The sequence below is a fragment of the Armatimonadota bacterium genome (assembly GCA_037138755.1).
In the GTDB taxonomy this organism is placed as follows: Bacteria; Armatimonadota; Fimbriimonadia; order Fimbriimonadales; family Fimbriimonadaceae; genus Fimbriimonas.
The window spans coordinates 69,146-89,880 of record JBAXHT010000002.1 but is presented as its reverse complement, the minus strand read 5'-3'; the positions used below and the strand labels follow the sequence as shown (position 1 = coordinate 89,880).

At 53.5% G+C, this 20,735-nt stretch carries 19 protein-coding genes; 12 read left to right on the top strand and 7 right to left on the bottom strand.

Translation table 11 applies throughout. From position 1 onward, the window contains the following. The first annotated feature begins 22 nt into the window (after positions 1–22). Positions 23–859 (top strand): hypothetical protein, encoded by an 837-nt coding sequence (locus WCK51_10110; GenBank protein ID MEI7577238.1) that lies wholly within the window; start codon positions 23–25, stop codon positions 857–859. A 50-nt stretch (positions 860–909) separates the two neighbouring features. Here the strand turns inward: WCK51_10110 and WCK51_10105 are convergent, their stop codons facing one another. The 3 genes from WCK51_10105 to WCK51_10095 form a co-directional block, all read right to left on the bottom strand. After that, on the bottom strand, positions 910–1,536 hold the full coding sequence (locus WCK51_10105; protein MEI7577237.1) for a hypothetical protein: 627 nt from the start codon (positions 1,534–1,536) through the stop codon (positions 910–912). Positions 1,537–1,607: 71 nt separating this feature from the next. Next, positions 1,608–5,174, bottom strand: coding sequence for a DNA polymerase III subunit alpha (gene dnaE, locus WCK51_10100; protein ID MEI7577236.1), 3,567 nt, complete (start codon positions 5,172–5,174; stop codon positions 1,608–1,610). Continuing rightward, a complete protein-coding gene (locus WCK51_10095; GenBank protein ID MEI7577235.1) occupies positions 5,143–6,273 on the bottom strand; it encodes a hypothetical protein in 1,131 nt (376 codons plus the stop codon). Before WCK51_10095 ends, dnaE begins: the two co-directional genes overlap by 32 nt. Positions 6,274–6,293: 20 nt before the next feature. On the opposite strand from WCK51_10095, the gene galA reads away from it, so the two are divergent. Both galA and WCK51_10085 read left to right on the top strand, forming a co-directional pair. Next, positions 6,294–9,086 (top strand): beta-galactosidase GalA, encoded by a 2,793-nt coding sequence (gene galA, locus WCK51_10090; protein MEI7577234.1) that lies wholly within the window; start codon positions 6,294–6,296, stop codon positions 9,084–9,086. Between the two features lie 6 nt (positions 9,087–9,092). Next, positions 9,093–10,097 carry a hypothetical protein gene (locus tag WCK51_10085; protein ID MEI7577233.1) on the top strand — a complete coding sequence of 335 codons (1,005 nt, stop codon included), beginning with the start codon at positions 9,093–9,095 and terminating at the stop codon, positions 10,095–10,097. Positions 10,098–10,286: 189 nt separating this feature from the next. On the opposite strand, the gene WCK51_10080 is transcribed toward WCK51_10085, so the two are convergent. Together WCK51_10080 and WCK51_10075 are read right to left on the bottom strand one after the other, a co-directional pair. Continuing rightward, on the bottom strand, positions 10,287–10,874 hold the full coding sequence (locus WCK51_10080; GenBank protein ID MEI7577232.1) for a hypothetical protein: 588 nt from the start codon (positions 10,872–10,874) through the stop codon (positions 10,287–10,289). A 67-nt stretch (positions 10,875–10,941) separates the two neighbouring features. Next, positions 10,942–11,688 (bottom strand): hypothetical protein, encoded by a 747-nt coding sequence (locus WCK51_10075; GenBank protein ID MEI7577231.1) that lies wholly within the window; start codon positions 11,686–11,688, stop codon positions 10,942–10,944. 270 nt (positions 11,689–11,958) lie between these two features. On the opposite strand from WCK51_10075, the gene WCK51_10070 reads away from it, so the two are divergent. From WCK51_10070 to WCK51_10055, 4 genes are all read left to right on the top strand, one after another. Further along, complete coding sequence (locus tag WCK51_10070; GenBank protein MEI7577230.1) at positions 11,959–12,090, top strand: hypothetical protein; 132 nt, start codon at positions 11,959–11,961, stop codon at positions 12,088–12,090. An 84-nt stretch (positions 12,091–12,174) separates the two neighbouring features. Beyond that, entirely contained in the window at positions 12,175–12,600 is a 426-nt protein-coding gene (locus tag WCK51_10065) for a group III truncated hemoglobin (GenBank protein MEI7577229.1), read from the top strand. 24 nt (positions 12,601–12,624) lie between these two features. Continuing rightward, a complete protein-coding gene (gene argG / locus WCK51_10060) occupies positions 12,625–13,944 on the top strand; it encodes an argininosuccinate synthase (protein ID MEI7577228.1) in 1,320 nt (439 codons plus the stop codon). Between the two features lie 152 nt (positions 13,945–14,096). After that, a complete protein-coding gene (locus tag WCK51_10055) occupies positions 14,097–14,990 on the top strand; it encodes an AraC family transcriptional regulator (protein ID MEI7577227.1) in 894 nt (297 codons plus the stop codon). Positions 14,991–15,072: 82 nt separating this feature from the next. On the opposite strand, the gene WCK51_10050 is transcribed toward WCK51_10055, so the two are convergent. Further along, entirely contained in the window at positions 15,073–15,756 is a 684-nt protein-coding gene (locus WCK51_10050) for a methyltransferase domain-containing protein (protein ID MEI7577226.1), read from the bottom strand. 39 nt (positions 15,757–15,795) lie between these two features. Continuing rightward, a complete protein-coding gene (locus WCK51_10045) occupies positions 15,796–16,854 on the bottom strand; it encodes an NADH:flavin oxidoreductase (GenBank protein MEI7577225.1) in 1,059 nt (352 codons plus the stop codon). A 143-nt stretch (positions 16,855–16,997) separates the two neighbouring features. On the opposite strand from WCK51_10045, the gene WCK51_10040 reads away from it, so the two are divergent. The 5 genes from WCK51_10040 to WCK51_10020 all read left to right on the top strand — a co-directional run bounded on the left by WCK51_10040 (position 16,998) and on the right by WCK51_10020 (position 20,656). Beyond that, positions 16,998–17,486: a prepilin-type N-terminal cleavage/methylation domain-containing protein gene (locus tag WCK51_10040; GenBank protein MEI7577224.1), complete on the top strand. Its 489-nt coding sequence runs from the start codon at positions 16,998–17,000 to the stop codon at positions 17,484–17,486. A gap of 426 nt (positions 17,487–17,912) precedes the next feature. Then, entirely contained in the window at positions 17,913–18,668 is a 756-nt protein-coding gene (locus tag WCK51_10035) for a prepilin-type N-terminal cleavage/methylation domain-containing protein (protein ID MEI7577223.1), read from the top strand. Then, a complete protein-coding gene (locus WCK51_10030) occupies positions 18,665–19,249 on the top strand; it encodes a hypothetical protein (GenBank protein ID MEI7577222.1) in 585 nt (194 codons plus the stop codon). Before WCK51_10035 ends, WCK51_10030 begins: the two co-directional genes overlap by 4 nt. Positions 19,250–19,385: 136 nt before the next feature. Continuing rightward, a complete protein-coding gene (locus WCK51_10025; GenBank protein MEI7577221.1) occupies positions 19,386–20,246 on the top strand; it encodes a polysaccharide deacetylase family protein in 861 nt (286 codons plus the stop codon). Beyond that, the gene (locus tag WCK51_10020) at positions 20,243–20,656 is read left to right on the top strand and encodes a hypothetical protein (GenBank protein ID MEI7577220.1); all 414 of its coding nucleotides are present in this window, start codon (positions 20,243–20,245) and stop codon (positions 20,654–20,656) included. The genes WCK51_10025 and WCK51_10020 overlap by 4 nt, the downstream gene beginning before the upstream one ends. Positions 20,657–20,735: the final 79 nt, after the last annotated feature.

Genomic DNA, 20,735 nt, shown 5'->3' with positions numbered 1-20,735 from the left:
ACCTCTCAGGGCGAAGGATCAAATGAACTCAAAGCAACTCGTATCAACACTCGCAATCGCAATCACCGTCGTAGGCTGTGGAGGATCGGGAGCAAACTCCGCGACCAATCCTTTTACTGGAAACTACACAAGCTCGCTCAAACTCGACGGTAACAAGCCCGCAACTCTCGCCCTCAATGTATCGTCAACCGGCGATGCCACGGGAACCCTCACCGTCACTGCTCCAGCCGCTACTCCAAGCCGTGGTGCGTCAAGCGGCTTCTCGTTCTCCATCGGAACCCACAACGTCTCCGGTTCCGTTGGTTCCGATGGAACGATCAACATCACCGGAACCGATACAGGTACCGGAGCCGGCACCTTTACCGTTGGCGGCCAGATTAGTAGCGGGGGAAGTGGAACGCTGAATGTCATCGCCGGCGGGGTGACTTACACCGCGACAATCAGTGCCGCAAGCACCGGAAACACAGGAGCCTTGACGTTCTCAAACGGATCCGGAACAAACGCCGACCTAAGCGCCTACCCCGCGAATCCGTTCATTCTCACTTCCTCAGTTGGTGAATCAATGTCAATCGTCGTTGCACCTCCAGGTGGCGGAAACGCAAGGACTTTCACCCTGATGCTCGGGTCGACGGCGACGCCGGGTACGACCTTCACTTATGGCACTGTTCAATCGACATTCAATGTGATGCTCTACGGCGAAGGAAACACAAAGTCGTGGCGCGCGACATCTGGAACCGCTACAGTTGTCTCCAGAACTGCGAGCACCTTTGAGTTGCAGTTCAATAATGTGAACCTCGTCGCAGAGAGCGATACTTCGGCAACAGGATCATTCACATTGAACGGAACTCTCAAGAAGTAACACAAAAAATTCCCCGCTCGGTATTCCGAGCGGGGAATTTTTCTGTCTGCTTACTGATCTTTTGCCATCGCCGCAAGCTGCGCAAGTTGCTCCGGAGTCACGAGCTTTGCGATCATCGCCTGAAGTTCCGTATCCTTCTCGCCGAGCAACCGGACCCGATCCACATCCGGAATCTTTCCGTTCTTAACTTGCTTGGCAAGGTCACGAGCGAGTTTCGTATAGTCGCCTCGATATCCATCAATCGACTTGAAAACCTTCTTGTCCAACTTGATTTCTTGCGCAACCTCTGGCATCAAGAAGGCAAAATTCCCCTCGGCCTTGATGCCAAGCTTTAAGGCTGAGGCCAACTGAGCCGGATTCAGCATCTTCACGATTTGCATCCGAAACTCGCCTTGTAGTTTGTCGACCACGTTGAAAACGTCCGGGGCCTTGCCGATCGAGAAGCCTCCGACCTTAACATCTGGCCGAGCCTTGTTGAGCATCTCTGCCACGCGGCGATCTAGCTCGCCTATCACCTTGTTGATGTTCTGCATCACATCATCGGAGATGGCTAACGAGGATCGGCTTCCTTCAGATCGAAGTAGATTCAGCAGATCTCCATCTCCTGGACCGGCGAAGGAGACCGAACTGAGGCAAAAAGCGCCAACGACGAGTGCGAGGGTTGTTCTAGTTTTCATGATTTTCCTACAGTTTCACAAGCACTGTTTAGAGCTGGATAGTACAGAACGGTCGTTTCAACGCCGTTTCATCATCCCACCAGAAAATCCGCAGTGACAATCGGCAACGGCGAGTGCCCCCAGCCCATGTCGCTCGAACCCGTCGCCGCCGCTCCCGGAACCCCTAACAGAGAAGTAATCAACGGCCGATAAGGAAAAACCCGCGACGCCAGAAAAGCCACATGATCATCTCGAACCTGTGCTTCCCCGATGATCGTCACATAAGGCGAGCAAACAATCGCGTGCCCATCCCGCTGATAGGTCTCGTCAAAACAAGTCACGTTCAGCAGCCCCGACTCATCCTCCAAATCAAAAAACACCACCCGCCGCCCACTTGGCGTCGGCGGAAAACGCAGCCGAATCGGATTCCCCACCACAATCGCCTTCCGCCCATGCGCAAGCCGACGAGCCACCGCAGAAGTCACCCCGCCCCGGCTTGCCACCCGCTCCCGCTCGAAGCTCATGAGGTGATGGTCAATATCCAAATCTAGATACCGACGCTCATGAATCGCCCGTTCGGCCTGGTTAAAATCCGCAATATCAGAAGGCAACACCGGAATCGGCGCCCCCAGCGGCAACGTCCCCGGAGTATTAAACGCCCTGGCATAATCCAAAATCGCCGGCAACGCCCACAACAACTGCCGCCGATTCGCATGCAACGAATCAAACGCCCCCACCAATATCAACCGCTCCAAATCATCCCGCGAAGGATTCGTTTTCATCGCAAAATCAAACACACTCTCATAAGGCCGAGCTAACACAATCCGTAAAGCCAAATCCCGATTTAAGCCCGAAATCTGCGACAAAGCCACCCGAATCCCCCCATTCGGAACCACGATATGTGGATCCATCACCGACTTCACATCCTCCACCGCAAACCCCACCTCGCTCAAATTCACGTCCACCGGCAAAACCGCCACCCCCCGGTTCCGAGCTTCGTTCACCAACGTACATGGCCCGTAGTAACCAGCTGGCTGAGCATCGAGTAGGGAAGCGAAGTACTCCGCTGGATAGTGTTGCTGGCAATAGATCGACCGCACCGAAATCTCGGCAAACGCCAGCGCGTGCCCCTGGGCAAAGCCATAACCTTTGAATCCCGCGATCAGCTCAAAGACTTCTTCGGCAACCTGCAACCCGTATCCATTCGCCTGAATCCTTTGAAGGACCCGTTCGCGAATCTCCCGCCCAAAATCCTCCCGCCGCCGCTTATGAATCTGCTCCCGAGTATCTTCCGCCTCTCCGCCCGAGTACCCTGCAAACTTCTGCAACAACAGGTCAACCTGCTCCTGAAAAACGATGATCCCGTAAGTAATCCCCAAAATCTCCTCCAGGTCAGGATGCGAAAACGTAAACGGCTTCCCGTGCCGCCGCGCAATCATCTCATTCAGCTTCACCGCCCCGCCAACGCCCGGCCGAATCCCCGCCTGAACAAGTGAGGCATCTTCGAGGTTCTTCGTCTTCAGCCGAATATGCGCCTGCCTCATTGCTGGCGAAGCCGACTGCGGAATCCCTATCAGCTCCCCCGACCGCATCGTCGCATAAACATCCGGATCATCCGAGGGAATGGAAGCCACGTCAAACGACCGATCCCGCACCACCACCCGGTCCTGAGTCCCCTCCAAAACATCCTGCCCCCGAAGGCACAAGATATCGAACTTGTCGAAGTAGTGCTTCGCCGACCGCTTATCCCACTGGATGATCTTCAAATGACCACCCGCCGGATCCTCACCCGCTGACCACATCAATGGCACTGTCTCACAAAGAGGCCGCGAAGAAATCACCACCCCCGAAGAGTGCGCCCGCATATTCCTCGGAATATCCATCATCCGCTCCGCTAAGCTCAAAACCCACCGAAATCGCTCCTTCGGAATACTGCTCCCCCGCAACTCTGGTCTTTTCTCCAAAGCCGCCTCCAACTTATCCGGCGCAATCCCCCCATGAACCCGCTTCGACAAAAAGCTAATCGTCGAATCTGGCAACCCAAACACCTTGCCAACCTCCCGAATGATCCCCCGCGTGCAGTAAGCCCCAACCGCCGCCACCGTCGCCACCCGATCCTCGCCGTACTTCTGCGTCATGTAAGACCGCACCTCATTCCGCCGCTTCGCCGGAAAATCAATATCAATATCCGGTCGTTTCGTCCCATCCGCCGGCAAAAACCGATCAAAGTGTAAACGGTGTCGATAAGCATCAATTCGGCTCAGATCGAGACAATAAGCCACCACCGAATCTACAACTGATCCTCGCCCACTAAATTGATACCCCTGATGAGAAGCCCACCGGCAAGCATCCCAAATCGTCAAAAAGTGATCCGCATATTTCAAACGACAAATACGATCAAGCTCTTTATCAATTCGCCGCCGAATTCCCGTCGTCATCAGCGGATACTTTTGATGAGCCCCCGCGTAGGTCACCTCTCGTAAAGCGTTTTCAGGATCATCAAACAACTTGGGTAAAGTAGTACGCGAAGGCATCACATCCTTGTCGCACTTCGTAAGGATGTCAAGCGTATTCGACACTAACTCAGGCATCTCCGAATACAGCTCACGCATCTCGAATGGCGTCCGAAGAAACCGCTCCGCATTGATTGCCCGAAAAGGGAAGCCATCCTCATGAAAGCGCGGCTTTCGCCCCTTCACCTCGTGAATTAAACTCAAATTGTGCGCGCACCCAATCACCTCCTGAACCGGAAAATGGTGCGGCCGCGCATGAGTCACCAGCCCTCCCGCCACCAAAGGAACCTCCATCTCCGAAGACAACCGACGCAGCCCCCGAAGATGTGCGATGTCCCAAGGTTGGTACGCCACATCTGCTTCCAAATACAATCGATCCCGCCCAAATCGCTCCCGGAACTGCCCAACTAATTCCGAAGCCGAGGAAAAACAACCGCGAAGCAGCAAGGGCAGTAATGGCCCATGCGATCCACCCATCAAACAAATCAAATCATCACAAGAATCCCACAAATTAGACAACCGAAGTATCGGCAGTAGTCGTTCCTCATCTAAATGACAACGAGTAATCAAAGAAGATAACCCGACATAACCCCGAGTCGTCTGAGCAATCAAAACTATCTCCCCTCCCGTCTCCAGTTCAAATGAAGCACCAATAAGCGGATGCAATCCCGACTGACGGCACCCCCGAGCCAGCTCCACTGCTCCCACTAATGAATACCGATCAGCAATACAAAGCCCCGGCAACCCGTTCATCACCGCAAACTGAACTGCCTCCTCCGGCAGCATCACCCCGCGCCCAAAATCATAACCAGACGCAATATGCAACGGCACATAAGGAGCATCACAAGAACCAGAAGCCAATGCCGAATACATCCGTGGCGGCTCCGAAACAAACGGATGTTTCATCTTCCCATCCCTCAGTTTCCGAGCCCGCAAAGACCAATCCTCCGAATAATCCACAGAAACCTCCGAAGAACCAGACACAAACGGCAAGTGCCGAAACCCTAAATCAAACGACTCCTCCCGCCGGGACCCCGCCGCCACATAACGTATCCACTCCTGAGCCGATTCGCCATCCCACCACTCCCCAGCCTCGCGCCACCGCGCGGAGAGGTCAGTACCATCCGGTAGTCGCCCGAAGCACACGCAACACCTCCTTCCGGCGAGGAACCTTCACTGACGACCCCGCCACCACCACCGTCGACCCATACTTCCGCGATAACCGATCCACCGCCTCCGACGGCAACTCCGAAGCATCCGAAACCAACCCCGACAAGCAAACTTGACGCCGCGAAGCCGCCCCCACCTCATGCAACACCGCCCGAAGGCGAACAACCCCCGAAGTCACCGCCATATCCGCCCACAACTGCAGCAAGGCCATCCGAATCCGCAAAGCTGAGTTCAAAGCTCGCCCAAACTGCCGACGCAACGACTGTTCACCCGATTCCCCCTCAACAAATAGCTCCAACCCCTTCGCCTCCAAATCCCCCTCGCTCAAAGCCCAAGCAAGCTCCCCCGCCAACTTCTCCAACCCTAAAGAAACCACCGAAGAATCCGAACACAAACCATCAAAAGCCAACCGACGAGAAACCGCGCTAGGCGGATAATTCCCAACCACCGGCTCGTGCAACATCCCCATCGCCGCCTGCCGAATCGTCAGCCCGTACAGCCCAAACTGCGACTTCAAAGTCGCCAAACTCAGCCCCTGAACCTCCCCAATCGTCCGGTATCCCAAAAACGCCAAACGTTCCCGAACCGCCATCTCAATCACCTCCAGCCGATCCAACCCATAAGGAGCCAAAGCCTCAAATGGACGAGGAAAATGCAACAGCCCCGACGAAGGAGCCAAAGCTCGAGCGACCCACCGACAACCCGAAACCGCCCCCCGATACTCAAATGGCAACAGATAGCAGACCTCCAAAGCCGTCAAATAAGGATCAGGATGCCCACTCATATCCACAAAAGCCTGATGCGGAGCCACCACCTCCACCGAATCCGAAACTGCACACAACCGATTCAACCAACAACAAGAAGCCTCTTCATATAACGAAGAAGAAAACTCAAAACACATCAGCTCATGCAAAATCGCCCGAGCCTGCCCCGCCCCCATTCCAACCTTAATCCCCGCCGTCAAAGAGACCGGACAAGCATCCACCACCACCTTCTCCCGAACTACCACCGCTGGCGAAACCGGCTCATGGCACGCCAAGTACAAGCCCGCGACTTCGATAAAAAGAGTAGACATAGTTCTACATTATCTGTTAAATGATCCATGAAATCAAGGGCAATTTTGTGTATGCTCAGAAAGTGCTGTCCGCTATCGCCGCCGCCGCCCTCTACCAAGCCTCAGGTCGCCAAATCGTCTCACTAGACAACGACTGGAAGTTCTCATTGGGACATGCTGCCGATCCTTCGAAGGACTTCAACTACGGAAACGATTCCTTCGGGACTTTTGCGAAAGCCGGAATCGAAGACGGCGCAATGGGTCGTGGCTTTGGTGACACCGCTTGGCGAACTGTTCAAATCCCCCATGATTGGTGTGTCGAACTCCCATTCGACCAGAAAGGTGATCTCATGCACGGCTTCAAAGCCATTGGCCGACGCTTCCCCGAAAACTCGATCGGTTGGTACCGCAAAAGCTTCGAACTCCCCAAAGAGGATGCAGGTAAGCGCTTCGTCCTCAAGTTCGACGGCATCTTCCGAGATGCACAAGTCTGGGTCAATGGCCAGTACATCACCCGCAACACAAGCGGCTATATGGGCTTCACCGTTGATGTCACCAAAGTCGTTGAAACCGGAGCCCGAAACGTCATCGCCGTCCGCGTCGATGCCAGCGTCTACGAAGGCTGGTTCTACGAAGGTGCCGGAATCTATCGCCACGTCTGGCTCAACAAAACCAATCAAGACTATCTTGTCGAAGATGAGCAGTTCATCAAGCCGGAAGTGAACGGCAACGTGACCGCCGAGATCACCACTCGTACTACCAAGGCTCGAACCGCAAAGCTCCAAATCACCGACAATGAAGGAAAAGTCGTCGCCGAGTCACCCGTCACCAAACTCAAAGGGGATCAGAACACGCTCAAAACAAAAGTGACCAAACCTAAACTCTGGTCTCCAGACACGCCCAACCTCTACCGGTCCCACGTCCTTCTTCTCGATGGACAAACTGTCCTCGACAGGTATGAAACCAGTATCGGGTTTAAAAGTGTCGTATTCGACCCCGATAAAGGACTCTTCATCAACGGGAAGTACACTGAAATCAAGGGAGTTTGTAACCACCAGGACCACGCCGGTGTTGGTGCAGCCGTCCCTGATCGCCTCAATGAATGGCGCATCGAACGGCTAAAAGAAATGGGCTGCAACGCGCTGCGAACTAGCCACAACCCGCCAACCCCCGAACTCCTCGACGCTTGCGACAAACTCGGAATCCTCGTCCAAGATGAGAACCGGCTGTTCAGCGCAGGACCCGAAGGTCTGAGCCAGATGGAGCGGCTCGTCAAGCGCGACCGTAACCACCCCAGCGTCTTCATGTGGTCCCTCGGTAATGAAGAATGGGGCGTCCAAACCTCAAAAGCTGGAGAGCAGATCTCCCAGGCACTTTATGACCTCACCAAAAAACTTGACCCAACAAGGACTATCACCCAAGCCGTTAACTCTGGCGACGTCTGGGAAGGTTCAAACAAGGTCGTTGACAACCGAGGTTTCAACTACAACCTCTTCGGCGCCGACAGCTATCACAAAAACCATCCCAAACAGCCCATCCACGGCAGCGAAGTCGCCAGCATGCTTTCTACCCGAGGCGAGTACAAGTCCAACGACGGCAAAAACGTCATGGACTCCTACGACTACAGAAAGGTCGATTGGGGCGAAGGATCCGAAGAATGGTGGACCTGGAAGCTACAGCGCCCCTGGTTCTCCGGCGGCTTCGTCTGGACCGGCTTTGACTACCGTGGCGAGCCAACCCCGCACAGCTGGCCAACCATTAGCAGCCACTTCGGGATCATGGACACCTGTGGCTTCGCCAAAGACGTCTTCTACTACTACCAATCCTGGTGGTCCACCAAACCTGTTCTCCACATCCTTCCCCACTGGAACTGGGCAGGCAGGGAAGGCAAGAAGGTCGACGTCTGGGTCTTTAGCAACTTCGAAACCGTCGAGCTCAAGCTCAACGGAAAGTCGCTTGGAAGTAAGAAGATGCCCGTCGGCGGACACCTTAACTGGGAATTGGAATACCAACCGGGGGAGCTCACAGCTGTTGGAACCAAGGGCGACCTCAAAAACGTCGTCACCGTCAAAACGACTGGAGCAACGGGTCAACTCAGGCTTGAGCCTGATCGGACCAGCATTGCCGCCGATGCCAAAGACCTCTCGGTCATCACCGTTAAAGGTCTCGACACCGACGGGTTTCTCAATCCTCTGGCGAACGAGAACGTCACGTTCGAAATCGACGGCCCCGGACGCATCATCGGAGTCGGCAACGGCGACCCCAACTGCCACGAACCCGATCAATATATCACCAAGCCCAGCTACCAAGACATCTCTGATGGTTGGTCATGGCAAATGATCGCCACCCAAAACTCCAAGCCCGACCCTACAAAGTGGAAAGCCACGCAGGTCAAAGAGAACCAGAATATGCCGTCAAACAGCTTCGCTGCCTTCCGGCGAGTTCTTACGGTCGATGAACCTGACACCTGGTCATCCCTCAACCTGGGACCCACGGACGACAACGGCTGGGTCTATCTTAACGGCGAACTGGTTAGCACCACCGACGAGTGGAATAAGCCCCACATCGCAGATATCAAAGGCAAGCTCAAGCAAGGCGAAAACGAGATTCTGGTAATCGTCAAAAACAACGGTGGAGCCGGCGGATTCAGCCGAGGTGGAAGCATTGGCGGCCTTGCAAAAGCTCCGACCTGGACCCGGTCGCTCTACAACGGCCTTGCTCAAGTCATCGTTCAAAGCACCGGTCAGCCGGGGCGAATCGAACTTCGCGCGCGATCCGGCTTCCAGTTCACGAAGATCACCATTGACACAACGACCCCCAAAGGACGAAACTAAACCTCAATGACACGCCGCGACCTTCTCGCCGGAGCCGCTGGAGTCGGACTAGCAACCATGAGCCAAGCCAACCAAACCACGCCTCGACCCATCCTGGGTGAAAAAGCCCACACCTATGAGGCATACCACGACTGGCTGGTCCCACCCAAAAACCTCGCCTGGGGCGATACTCACGGCGTCACAACCGACAAAAACGGCTTCATCTACATCGCCCATACCGTCGGCTCAAACAGCATCAGCAAAGACACGATCTGCGTCTTCGATCCGAAAGGCACCTTCGTCAAATCCTTCGGCTCCGAATGGGCAGGCGGCGCTCATGGCCTCGACCTTAGAAAAGAAGGTCGCGACGAATTTCTGTACATCTGCGATGTCAACCGCCGAGTCGTCGCCAAAACCGACCTCAACGGCCGAGTCATCTGGGAGATCGATTATCCCAAGGAGTCCGGCAAGTACAAGAATCGCGACCAATGGAACCCCACCAACGTCGCCTTCCTCCCCTCAGGAAACATCCTCATCGGAGACGGCTACGGTAGCAGCTACATCCACGAGTACACGAAAGACGGCACCTACGTCCGCACCATCATCGGCCCCGGAAAAGACGCCGGTCAAGTCAACTGCCCCCACGGTCTCTGGATCGACCAACGCACCCCCGGCCAACCCCAACTCGTCGTCGCCGACCGAGGCAACCGCCGCCTCCAAATGTTCGACCTCGACGGCAAACACAAAGGCTTCGTCACCGAAGGCGTCCGAATGCCGTGCCACATCCACTTCAACAGCGGCCTCATGCTCATCCCCGACCTCGAAAGCCGAATCACCATCCTTGGCGTCGACAACAAACCCGTCGCCCAACTCGGCGACGGCCACCCCACCAAACTAAGAGGCCAATCCAAAGACAAATTCCAACCCGGCAAATTCATCCATCCCCACGGCGCAGCTTGGATTAACAAGACGGACATCGTAGTAGCGGAGTGGGTCCCTCAAGGAAGAATCACCTTGTTGAAGCGGGTGTAACCAAAAACTCCCCAGAATTGGGGAGTCGGTATGCGAAGCGAACCGGTGGGGCTGTTGTAAATGTTAAAGGCTTAAGCAGTGACAACAGCCCCCACCAGTTCCTCCCGAACGAATCGGGACTCACTGTCCTCCCAAATTCTGGGGTCATCGACCATGTTTCCAGAAGGGCTACGATCTCAAACTCGCAGACTATAGCGGGTAGAGCAGAATGCGGCTTTCTGCTTGAATCTCATCGCCATCATCAAGGCGGCAAACATAGCTATCGTTCCCGCTATCTCCAAGAATAGTGTTCACTTTCAAATCTCCGTCAGAGGTTCGTACGACGAAGTTGCTACTGCCAGTGACGCGGTACCGCCCACCTTGAATGTCGGAGCCAACAGTGAATCTCCCTGCTGGTAATTCAGTCGGCTCAGCAAGTTTCCGTTCTATTTTTTGAGTAAGCCGATTCCACTCACGTTGCTTTTCGGATAACTCTGACTTTTTATTGACCATCTGCTGATCTGCCTCCTTCTTCAGCTTCTCGGCAGTAGCAAGATCGTTACGTGCCTTTTCTACTTTCGAGTTGAACGAGTCGAGCAATTCCAACCTATCCTTATTAGCAGCTATCAAGGATTTTGTTTTAATTAGTTCACTATCAGTGATTGCCCTATCCGAGGTGAGGCGTTTTACAACCGCTTCATCCAAAGATACTGACTTGCCCTGACTCAACCCCAAGAAATAACCCAGCGTTCCAAACAGTACCGACGCAACAACTACTAAAATTCGTTCACGTTTCATTTGAGACGATTATATCCCGCTTTGGGGGAAGCTGATGATCCAAAGGAAGCGGCTTATTTGAAAATGACTACTCTACCATCGCCCTGAATTTTGATGTGAACGTGTCCCACTCAGCAGGTTTGACTTCGACGTAGAACTTATCCCAGCCCTGGTCGCCCTCAACTCCCGCCTCTGTTGGCAGTTGAATACGGACTACCGGTCCAGCTTTGGGTTTCGCCGGAAAGACTGGCCACACGATGGTTTCCGGCAACTTATTCATAAATGAAGTGTACAAGGTACAAGTGGATTTCTTAATGTAATTATCAACTGCAACGAAAGTCGACCCTTTGTAGGCTTCCCAGTAATCTGCAAAAGCGTCAAAGTCCAACGCTCTGGTTGCTATCGATGGGATTGCCCAGTTCTGTGCTTGATTCCATAAAGCAGGCGGCTTAGCAATCGGACCAACAGAGACAATGGAGAGTAGCTTTACTGTTGGGGCGTCGAGAACCCATCCTCCGCTCTTAGGTATGTAGATATCATCGTACGAAAGAAGGTTTAGCGTCGCGAACTTTCTCGATCCAAACTTGAACCCAGTGGCCGTGAATCTTAAGTTGGATCCGCGAGCCTTATAGGACTTACCGCCAATCGTCTTGTTAGTCGGATAGTAGCCGTCCGGCAGTTCATTCCATTTTCCATCAACTTTGATCCAGGCTGAACTGATTTGAAGCGTTGCCACAGCTCCTGTCGCGACAGGCGTCGGGTCGTTAGTACGTTCCAAATCCTGATTTGTCAATGTAACTGGGGAAAGAGATAATATCGCCAATGAAGCAATCATTAGTCCAATATACCGGGAAAATGGTGCATCGCAACGTGTCCTCCGTACTGGACCATCGTAGGAAGTTCTCCCGGTTCTTGCTACAGAACCGCGAACTCTGTTAAAGTCGAGTCTGAGGAATTACTCCGGATGATAGCCGTGCACAATTCTCGGCGTCCGCGCTGGGTTCCGGAGTTGGCGAGACGCGAGGAAAAACTCACTTCGGTGGAAGTGAACGACTTCCTAACGATAAATCGAACCGATTGACATTTGATCCTCGTCATAAAGAGCATGCGACCTACGATTCTGCTCGCCGTCATTGCTGTTCTCCTCGTCGGTTGTGGAGCGAAGCCTGATGCAAGCGTCGAAACCCGATCCCAGAAGGAAGCGGGGATGATGAAGCAAGCTGGTGGCGACGAGTAGGAGATCGCTTCTCATTATTCGTTTATCGATTTAGGACGCGGATTCTAGCGACAATCGGAGATCGAATAGCGTAAAACGAACCAGATGCGCGTTGAACTTGCCTCTGATCTGGTGCTGAAGAAGCGTGCTGAGCTACAACGGTCTTCACGCGAGATTGGGGTAAGTGAGGAGTACATCAGCTTGCTGGTGGACACGTTTTATGATCGGATTCAGCACCACGAGGTGCTGGGTCCGATTTTTGCTTCGAAGATCAAGGACTGGCCACCGCACTTAGCAAAGATGAAGCTGTTTTGGGAAGGCGTCGCCTTGCGGAGCGCTGGGTACCAGGGGAAGCTCATGGAGGTTCATGCTGGAGTTGAGCAGGCAAGGGCATGGATGGTTCCGCAGTGGCTGGAGCTGTTCGAGAAAACCCTTAGAGATACTGCACCTAACGAGGTTGTCGTTGAGCACTTCATGCTTTTGGCTCGGAACATGGGTGCTCGGCTAGCGAGTACCATGCCGTCGGAGTAGGCTCGCAGACGGTAACCTAAGAGGGTGTCCAGCAGAATCCTTGGCTCCCTTCCCGTCGGCGAAAAAGTTGGCATTGCGTTTAGCGGAGGGCTGGATACTAGCGTCGCAGTCGCCTGGATGCGAGAGAAAGGGGCGATTCCTTACAGTTACACCGGCCAGCTCGGGCAGGTTGACGAAAGCGATATTGACGGAGTTCCTCAACGTGCACTCGACTACGGAGCCGAGAAGGCTCGGCTGGTTGACTGCCGTCCAGAGATGGTCAATGAAGGGCTGATCGCCCTCCAGTGCGGAGCGTTTCATATCTCGACCGGCGGCAAAACTTACTTCAACACAACTCCGATAGGCCGCGCCGTGACTGGGACCCTTCTAGTGCGTGCGATGGCTGAGGACGGCGTCAGCATTTGGGGAGACGGAAGCACCTACAAGGGCAACGATATTGAGAGGTTTTATCGATACGGGTTGTTGGCGAATCCTGACTTGAGGATTTACAAGCCTTGGCTGGATCGGGCGTTTGTTGATGAGCTCGGTGGACGGAAGGAGATGTCGGAGTGGTTGGAAACCCGCAAGTTGCCCTACCGGGACAGCAAAGAAAAGGCGTACAGCACGGATGCAAACATCTGGGGAGCGACCCACGAGGCGAAGGACCTTGAATTCCTATCGAACGGACTGCACTTGGTTGAGCCGATCATGTGCGCCAAGTTTTGGGATCATTCGGTGGAGATTTCCGCTGAGGACGTAGAAGTTGAGTTTGAATCCGGTTGGCCGGTAGCGATCAACGGCGAGAGATTCTCGAGCCGAGTCGAATTGGTGGAGAGGGCCAACGAGATAGGCGGACGTCATGGTCTGGGCTGTAGCGATCAGATCGAGAACCGGATTATTGAGGCGAAGTCGCGGGGTATCTACGAGGCTCCCGGGATGGCACTTCTTTTTGCCGCTTACGAGCGGTTGGTGAATGCGGTTCACAACGAGGCAACTATCGACAACTACCGAACGATGGGTAGAAAACTTGGCCGCTTAATGTATGAGGGGCGCTGGTTTGATCCGCAGTCATTGATGATTCGGGATTCACTGCAACGCTGGGTAGCTTCTGTCGTGTCGGGCTCTGTCACCCTTCAGCTCCGGCGGGGCGATGACTACAGCATTCTGAATACGCAGGGTGAGAACTTTGCGTACCACCCCGAGAAACTCAGCATGGAATCGGGCGCCTCGGAGTTCACGCCGGAAGACCGAATTGGGCAGCTTTCGATGCGGAACTTGGATATCCAGGACACTCGTTCAAAGCTTTTGGAATACGGTAACCAGAAGGCCATTAGCATGAAGGATATTCTGAGTCTGCCGGAGTAGTTAGATTCCTCGAGGATATAAATGCACGATATATCAACAAAACCTATCGATATTTGAGCGTGATGGGCTAACCTGGGATTTAGTTACGGTAACGCAGATTTGGTTGCATTCTTGGTGTGAAGAGCCAGAGCAAGCGGATGGGGATATACTCAGTGGAACAAGCAAATATCGTTACGAGTTTCAAATCCGCGATCATGACTCCGGGTTGTGGAATCGACGTTACGGAGCTTTACTCAACCAATCCATCGATTTCCGCTCTGCGAAGTGTCCGGAGTAACGATAAACCGCATGTTTTTAACTTTCGAGTCCCTGTCGGTGCGATCAGTGCGGCTGTTCGCCTCTCGGGTACTTCCATCCTTACGTCACATTCCGCTCGGGCCACTATCTTGATCCAACCAGGTACAACCTACTTGCTTTCGGCTGGCTCGTATTCCGTCATTTTTGGTAAGAGTAGCTCCGAAACGATTTTCCTTTTGGCTGATCGCGCTGCGCTGCCCGAGATCGAGCCATTTCTCGCGGCGAACAGGAGCCGAGTCCCTCACACGACGATCGAACTTGGGCGTGACCCGATTCTACAAAAAGTGGAGTCGATTAAAAATTGCCCCCAGCGAGAGCCGTTTTTTCGGCTATCGTCGCTGCTTATGGACATACTCGAGCGGATCGGTTCCGCCGCTAGCGAGGCTCGTACCCTTTACCGGCTGCCTCAGTTAGACTCCGCTTTCGATAAGCTGTGCCATGACGTGATTGCGTCGCCTAGGGACCCATGGAGCGTCCCCGAGGCGGCCGCGAAATGCGGGTACTCCGTCTATCACTTCTCAAGAACTTTCAAAGCCAAGACGGGGCAAGGATTTCATGAGTTTGTAAACCGCGTTAGGTCGATTCAAGCGGTTCTGCTCATATGCGAACAGGGGAAGCTACCAGAAGAAGCATTTGAAAGCGTTGGAATTGGGCCGGGCACATCGGCAAGCAAAGTACTCCTGAAAGAACTTGGACTAACTGTCGCCGATATCAAGAAGGTTTTGGCGCTAACCGAGGCAATTCGCTGAGAGGCCGAAGCTCTCTGTTTGTCAAAAATCATTCGGTCTGGGCATGAGTTTTTTCTCCCCAGGGGTGGGCGAAAGCAAAAGCCTACAACTTTTCAAAAAAGATGATGTGCTGCCGAGGTAGGACATTGCTCGTCCGCGTCCACCGAACAGGAAAAATTGCCATTTCCTTCTTCACCTGAGCTTCGCTCATTTTGTGAAGCTCTTTGATGGGAACCCTTGGATCCTCCTTGCGGTACTCCACGAAAACAACCTGCCCACCCTTCTTGATGCCCTTCAAAATGTTCGCCATCATCTCGTAAGGTTTATCAAATTCGTGATAAACATCAACCATGATCGCCAAATCGACTGACGAGGTCGGTAATTTTGGATCCTCAGTGGTTCCTAGAAGACGTTCAACGTTTGTTATTTTGTTCTTTCGAGCTTTTTCTTCGATGATCTGAAGCATCTCGGTCTGAATCTCTTCAGCAATCACCTTTCCTTTCGGCGCAACCTTGGCTGCCATTGGGAAACTCAAATAACCGCTGCCTGCTCCGATGTCGGCCACCACCATCCCGTTCTTGAGGTTCAGCGCATCGAGCAAGAGTTGCGGAGCTTCTTCTTTGTATCGCTCAGGACGATCTAGCCAGGGTGCGGCTTCGTGGCTCATGTAGTTCGCCATCTCTCGCCCCATATAGCTATATCCGATCCCGTTGGGATCGTGGTCGTCCATTTTGACGTACTCAGGCTTGTACGTTTGGAACAGCAAAAGAGCCGCGGCGATCATCATGGCTTTATGCTACGCGAGGTCGGCCCCAATTGTGCACAGTTACGCCACGAATCCTTCCCATCGTTTCATGTATTGCACAAACGCCTCTCCCAATCCTTCGCTCCTCAAGTAATCCTCGGTGACTGGCGGCGACGTCATTTGAAACGCAGGTTCCTCTTCGATCAGTGTGGGGAAGTTGTGGTGAAGAATCCCAGCTTTCCCAATCGCCACAAAGTCTGCTCCCAGTCCAAGAGCAATGTTTACATCCTCACGAGAGTAGATCTTGCCCGCAACTCCGAGCAAAGTCTTCCCACGAGGGAGTGATGAGAACTTGCTAAAGAAGTTCTCGCCTTCATACTCCCGCCGGTAGTCCCACATTGAGATGTCCAGATAGTCCACCCGGTCATCCACCAACAGCTTGCCCGCTAGGTCGATGATGTCCTGCGGCTCGATCCCGTACTTGTCAGGCGAAAGCCGGATTCCAACTTGAAAGTCATCCCGACAGCTGGCCCGAATCCCAGCCAGAATCTCCATAAGCAGGCGTGCGCGATTATCGGCGTTGCCACCGTACTGGTCCTCTCGCTGATTCTCGCCCACGCTCAGAAAAGAACAGATGATGTAGCTGTGCGCCCCATGAATCTCAACGCCGTCAAACCCCGCTTCATCAGCCCTTTGGGCGGCGCGAATGAACTCATTTCGCAACTGCTCAACTTCGGTTGTCGTCAGTGCACGAGAACCCGTCTTCTCATCTTGTGAAGGCCCAACCGGTTGACCCTTTATCAAATCCTTCGGCGACCGAAACCCCGCGTGGTGCAACTGAATGCTCGAAACCGATCCCGCCTCGCGAATAGCTGACGCTAGCCGAGTGAGCCCCGGAATATGCTCATCTGACCAACACCCCAACTGCCCAGGAAACCCCTGTCCTTGGGCCTGAACGTGCGACGCGCAAGTCATCGTCAATGCGAATCCTCCTTTTGCGCGCATCACGAGCCAGTTCTGCTCGTCATCCGTCAGGGTCCCATCGGGGTTGCTCTGGTGATTTGTCATCGGAGCAAGGGTGATGCGGTTCTTCCAGGCAGGGCCGTGCGAAGGAGTAAGCGAGTCGAACGGGTTTGGCACCCTTATGTTTACGCCGCTTGGTGCTCGATTGTCGTTAGCTGAGAACTCCCGAGAGGGGCGAATTTATGGATTCATTCAGAAACAATTATTAACAAAGAACGAGTTCCGTAAGGGTTCGAATACGTCTAACCGATAACTCAAAGATGGGGGTACGATTGGCACTGAAAGCGTTCACGCTGGTCGAACTCCTGGTGGTGATCGTTCTGATCGCCGTGTTGGCCGCGATTGCAATCCCCAGGTTCAGCGACTCCGCGCTGCGATCGCGGGAGGCGGCATTACGAGCAAATTTGAAGCTGATTCGCGAAGCTGGTGACCGGGCTGAGGCGGATACGGGCTTGACCTTTCCAGTTTCGGCTTTGGCACAATCGACCGCCCCGGCTACTGGATGGCGGCGCCAAGCTATGAATACAACTTGGCCAACGGTCAATTTGGACGCATCAACTTGGAGAGGACCCTACTTGCAGGCAGTTCCTTTTAACGACTTTTCTCGAAACAACACCTATACCGTCGGGCAGACCAACAATTCTGCGGTGGCCTGGACACACGAGTCGAGGCAGTCTTACAATTCAAGCTACTACAGTTATCCTTCGACGAAGGTTGGGTCGGACGGTCGCCCTTATCGCGAGTGGTGAGGCGGCTCGGTTCAGCCGGGTGCGGGTTTGCCGATGGTGACTCTGAGAGGGAAGTTTGCGGCGCAGATGGTTTAGTGCGCGTGTGTAGAGATTATTGGGCAACTTAGATTCAAGGACTAGGCTCTTATCGCTTTTTGATGGGCTGTATGGGGCAGTCGGGGAAGTCGGTGAATAATGGTCCAACAGGGTGTTGACGCGGCCCAAAGTTCGGTGAAGTTGGTGAACAGTGATGAACCTGTTTGTACCGAGTTGGGAGAAAGTTGGTGCACGGCTTCCTTGGCGGTTGTGGTTCCCTGTAGTCATCAACTGTTAGGTCGAGAAAAGAGGGATTTATCAACCAGGTGGACCTGAGTTACTAGGTTGAAAGGATGAAATTTGCACCTTAGTCGCATCTTAACATCGGTCTGATAGCGTGTAGCCATCGTTATGAAGCGTGCATTTACTCTTATCGAGCTCCTGGTTGTGATTGCAGTTATTGCAATTTTGGCGGCGATTTTGTTCCCTGTGTTTGCCCAGGCTAAGGAAGCGGCCAAAAAGACCTCTTGCCTTTCGAATATGAAGCAAATTGGTCTCGGAGTTCAGCTGTATTTGGGCGACAACGACGATCGAATGTTCTATCGATCAGGCTCGGCAAATTCGCGTTCGGGATTGATAGCGACAGTGAATGCCAATCGTTGGTGGAACCTGCTTGTCCCCTATCTGAAAAACACGGACATCTTTCGCTGTCCCTCCGACAGCGACCCGAGCCCAAGTCGAGACGTCAATGGCGCGAACAGCATCCTTCGCTCGTTCATCGCGATTTTTCCGGCTGAGAGCCTTGTAGCAACAAGTATCGAGAACGTTGTCGATACGCCAGTGGTCACCGAGAAGTGGGGGCGAGACTTTAACGGTTTGGTCAGCGACTCTTGGATTGAGCCATACAACGGAGACTTTTCGGTCGACTCACACGACTCCAAGCGTACATTTAAGGCGGCGGATCGCCACTCGCTGCAGATGAATGCGGTGTTCTTTGATGGCCATGCTAAGTCAAAAACAGGTTCTGCGGTTCGAGCAAGCAAAGACTTGACCGGTTGCCAACTCATTTTCAGTTTTCCGTTCATCGGCTTGAATCCGCCGACGGTGACGTCTCCAAGCACTGCCCCCGGTCAGCCCAATGTGTGCGCCAGCTTCGTGTGGCCATGAGGCGAGTTGGGTCATGGATGCTTGGGCTCGCGATCATTTCTATGGGCTCGGCGGTTCACTACCCGCAGCAAGCCACAACTCCTGCCCGCAAGTTGGTTGAGTACGGCACTGATGCGAGCATTAAGAAGGTGAACCTTACACCAGTCGAGATCACGGTTGAAGATCTGATTGCCCTCAGGGATAAGTCGTGCGCCGCTATGGACTTTGTGAAGTATCACGACATCCGATTTGCTCCGTTCGAGACGTCGGTTTATCGCATCACGGGAACGCTCAAGAGCATTCGACTTGATAACGAGGGGGACATTAGCTTTGTGGTGGCGGGAAAAACCGGTGCCCAAGCCGTTATTGAAATCGCGGAGATTGCAGAGTGCAAAGGAAGCCCTTTCCTGAAAAAGATGCGAGATGCTCGCACCACTCTAGAGCGACGCTACCACCCAAAAACCGAAACGTCTGAGCACAGTGATGTGGTGACAGTAGATGGAATCGGATTCCTCGGCTCACGACCGAAGGCAGGAGATAAGCCGTTCGGGGAGACGGTTCGGTTGATGCCTTGCTTGAAGATCACGTTCGGAAAAGGTTAGTGGCGGTTCGCTGAGAGGGCGAATTTAAAGGATGGGAGTGCGGTGGAGATGGTCGCTTGTCTGTCACACCCGGGTTTCCTCTTGCTTACCCTGCCAACGCACGTAGCTAGCCGTCGTTCTCTGTGTAGACTTAGTCGTGCGAATTCTGACCAAGCTTTCCGGTTTGCTTTTCATCTTTCTCCTGAGCCTTGGGTGTGGATTTAGCGGAAATGACGGAGCAGGAAAGGCGACAGGGACCGACTCGCGTAATCAGTCTCTCCAGAGGACTCCTTCGGTCAACACCGCCGTTCCCGAGCGGCAAGACCCTTATTGGATTCGGGCACAGCAGGAGGTTTATCGCTCTCCGGAAGAACTTGAGGCGCAGGATGTGCGGGAGAAGAGACGTGGACTAACACTGGCAAAGCTCTCGAGAGGGAACCCTCGCGAGAAAGTGCTCGCGTTAACATTTGATGATGGTCCGCATCCGGAATTCACCCTGAAACTCCTTGAGATTTTGAAAGCGGAGAACGTTGTAGCGACGTTCTTTGTTATCGGGAAGATGGTAGAAAAGCATCCCGAACTCGTCAAGGCGCTTGACGACGCGGGAATGGAGGTTGCTAACCACACTTTTAGTCACGTCACCCTGACGAAGATTCCTTATGAAGAGATTGTGACGGAGTATCGGGCGAATAATGAACTGGTCGAGAAGATCACTAACAAGCGGATGAAGTACTGTCGGCCCCCGGGGGGCGACTACGATGCCGACGTCATAGCTGCGGCTTCCGCCGAGAAGCTCAAAACCGTGTTGTGGACAGATGATCCGGGAGATTACGCGAGTCCAGGGGGGAATGTTATCGAGCAACGAACCCTTTCGAAACTCAGCAATGGCGGAGTTATTTTGCTTCACGATGGTGTGGATCAGACGTTACAGATGTTGCCTCAGATCATCCAGTACGCAAAGAAGCAGGGGTATCGGTTTGTTTCTGTTTCTGAACTAGATCGCGGTGTCTCTCGGTGAACCTTTGGTTGGATCGAGCGGGGATATTTCTCCAGTTCATTTCGTTTTGGCTTCTCGCTCCTGAAATCCTAGGAGCGAATCGCATGAGGGTGCTGGGACATCGGCTAACCGCCTTCTTCTCAACCTCTATCTTTACGTTGGTCACCTTAGGTGTGATCGGCATCGCTTGGTCTATGGCGTTTCGAGAAGGGATCCACTGGTTCCATCGACTCGGATTAGCATTGCTGTTTAGTTCGGTTGTCTTGATTCCGAAAGTTCTCTTTTACAAGCAATTGAAATCGGTTTGGATTCCGGCCCTTGTGAAGCACTTGAGCGATGATGAAACGTTCAGGAGAGGGCTACTAACCACCGGAGGTGCCCTTTTCTCGTTGGCCTGTCTGCTCCAGTTAGTCGCGACTTTTCTAGGCTGATCGCAACGGGTTTTCGTCTGATCTTGTCAGACAGTACTCACCAAAAATTTTCAGGATCAATCGCTTTCGTTGAGACAGG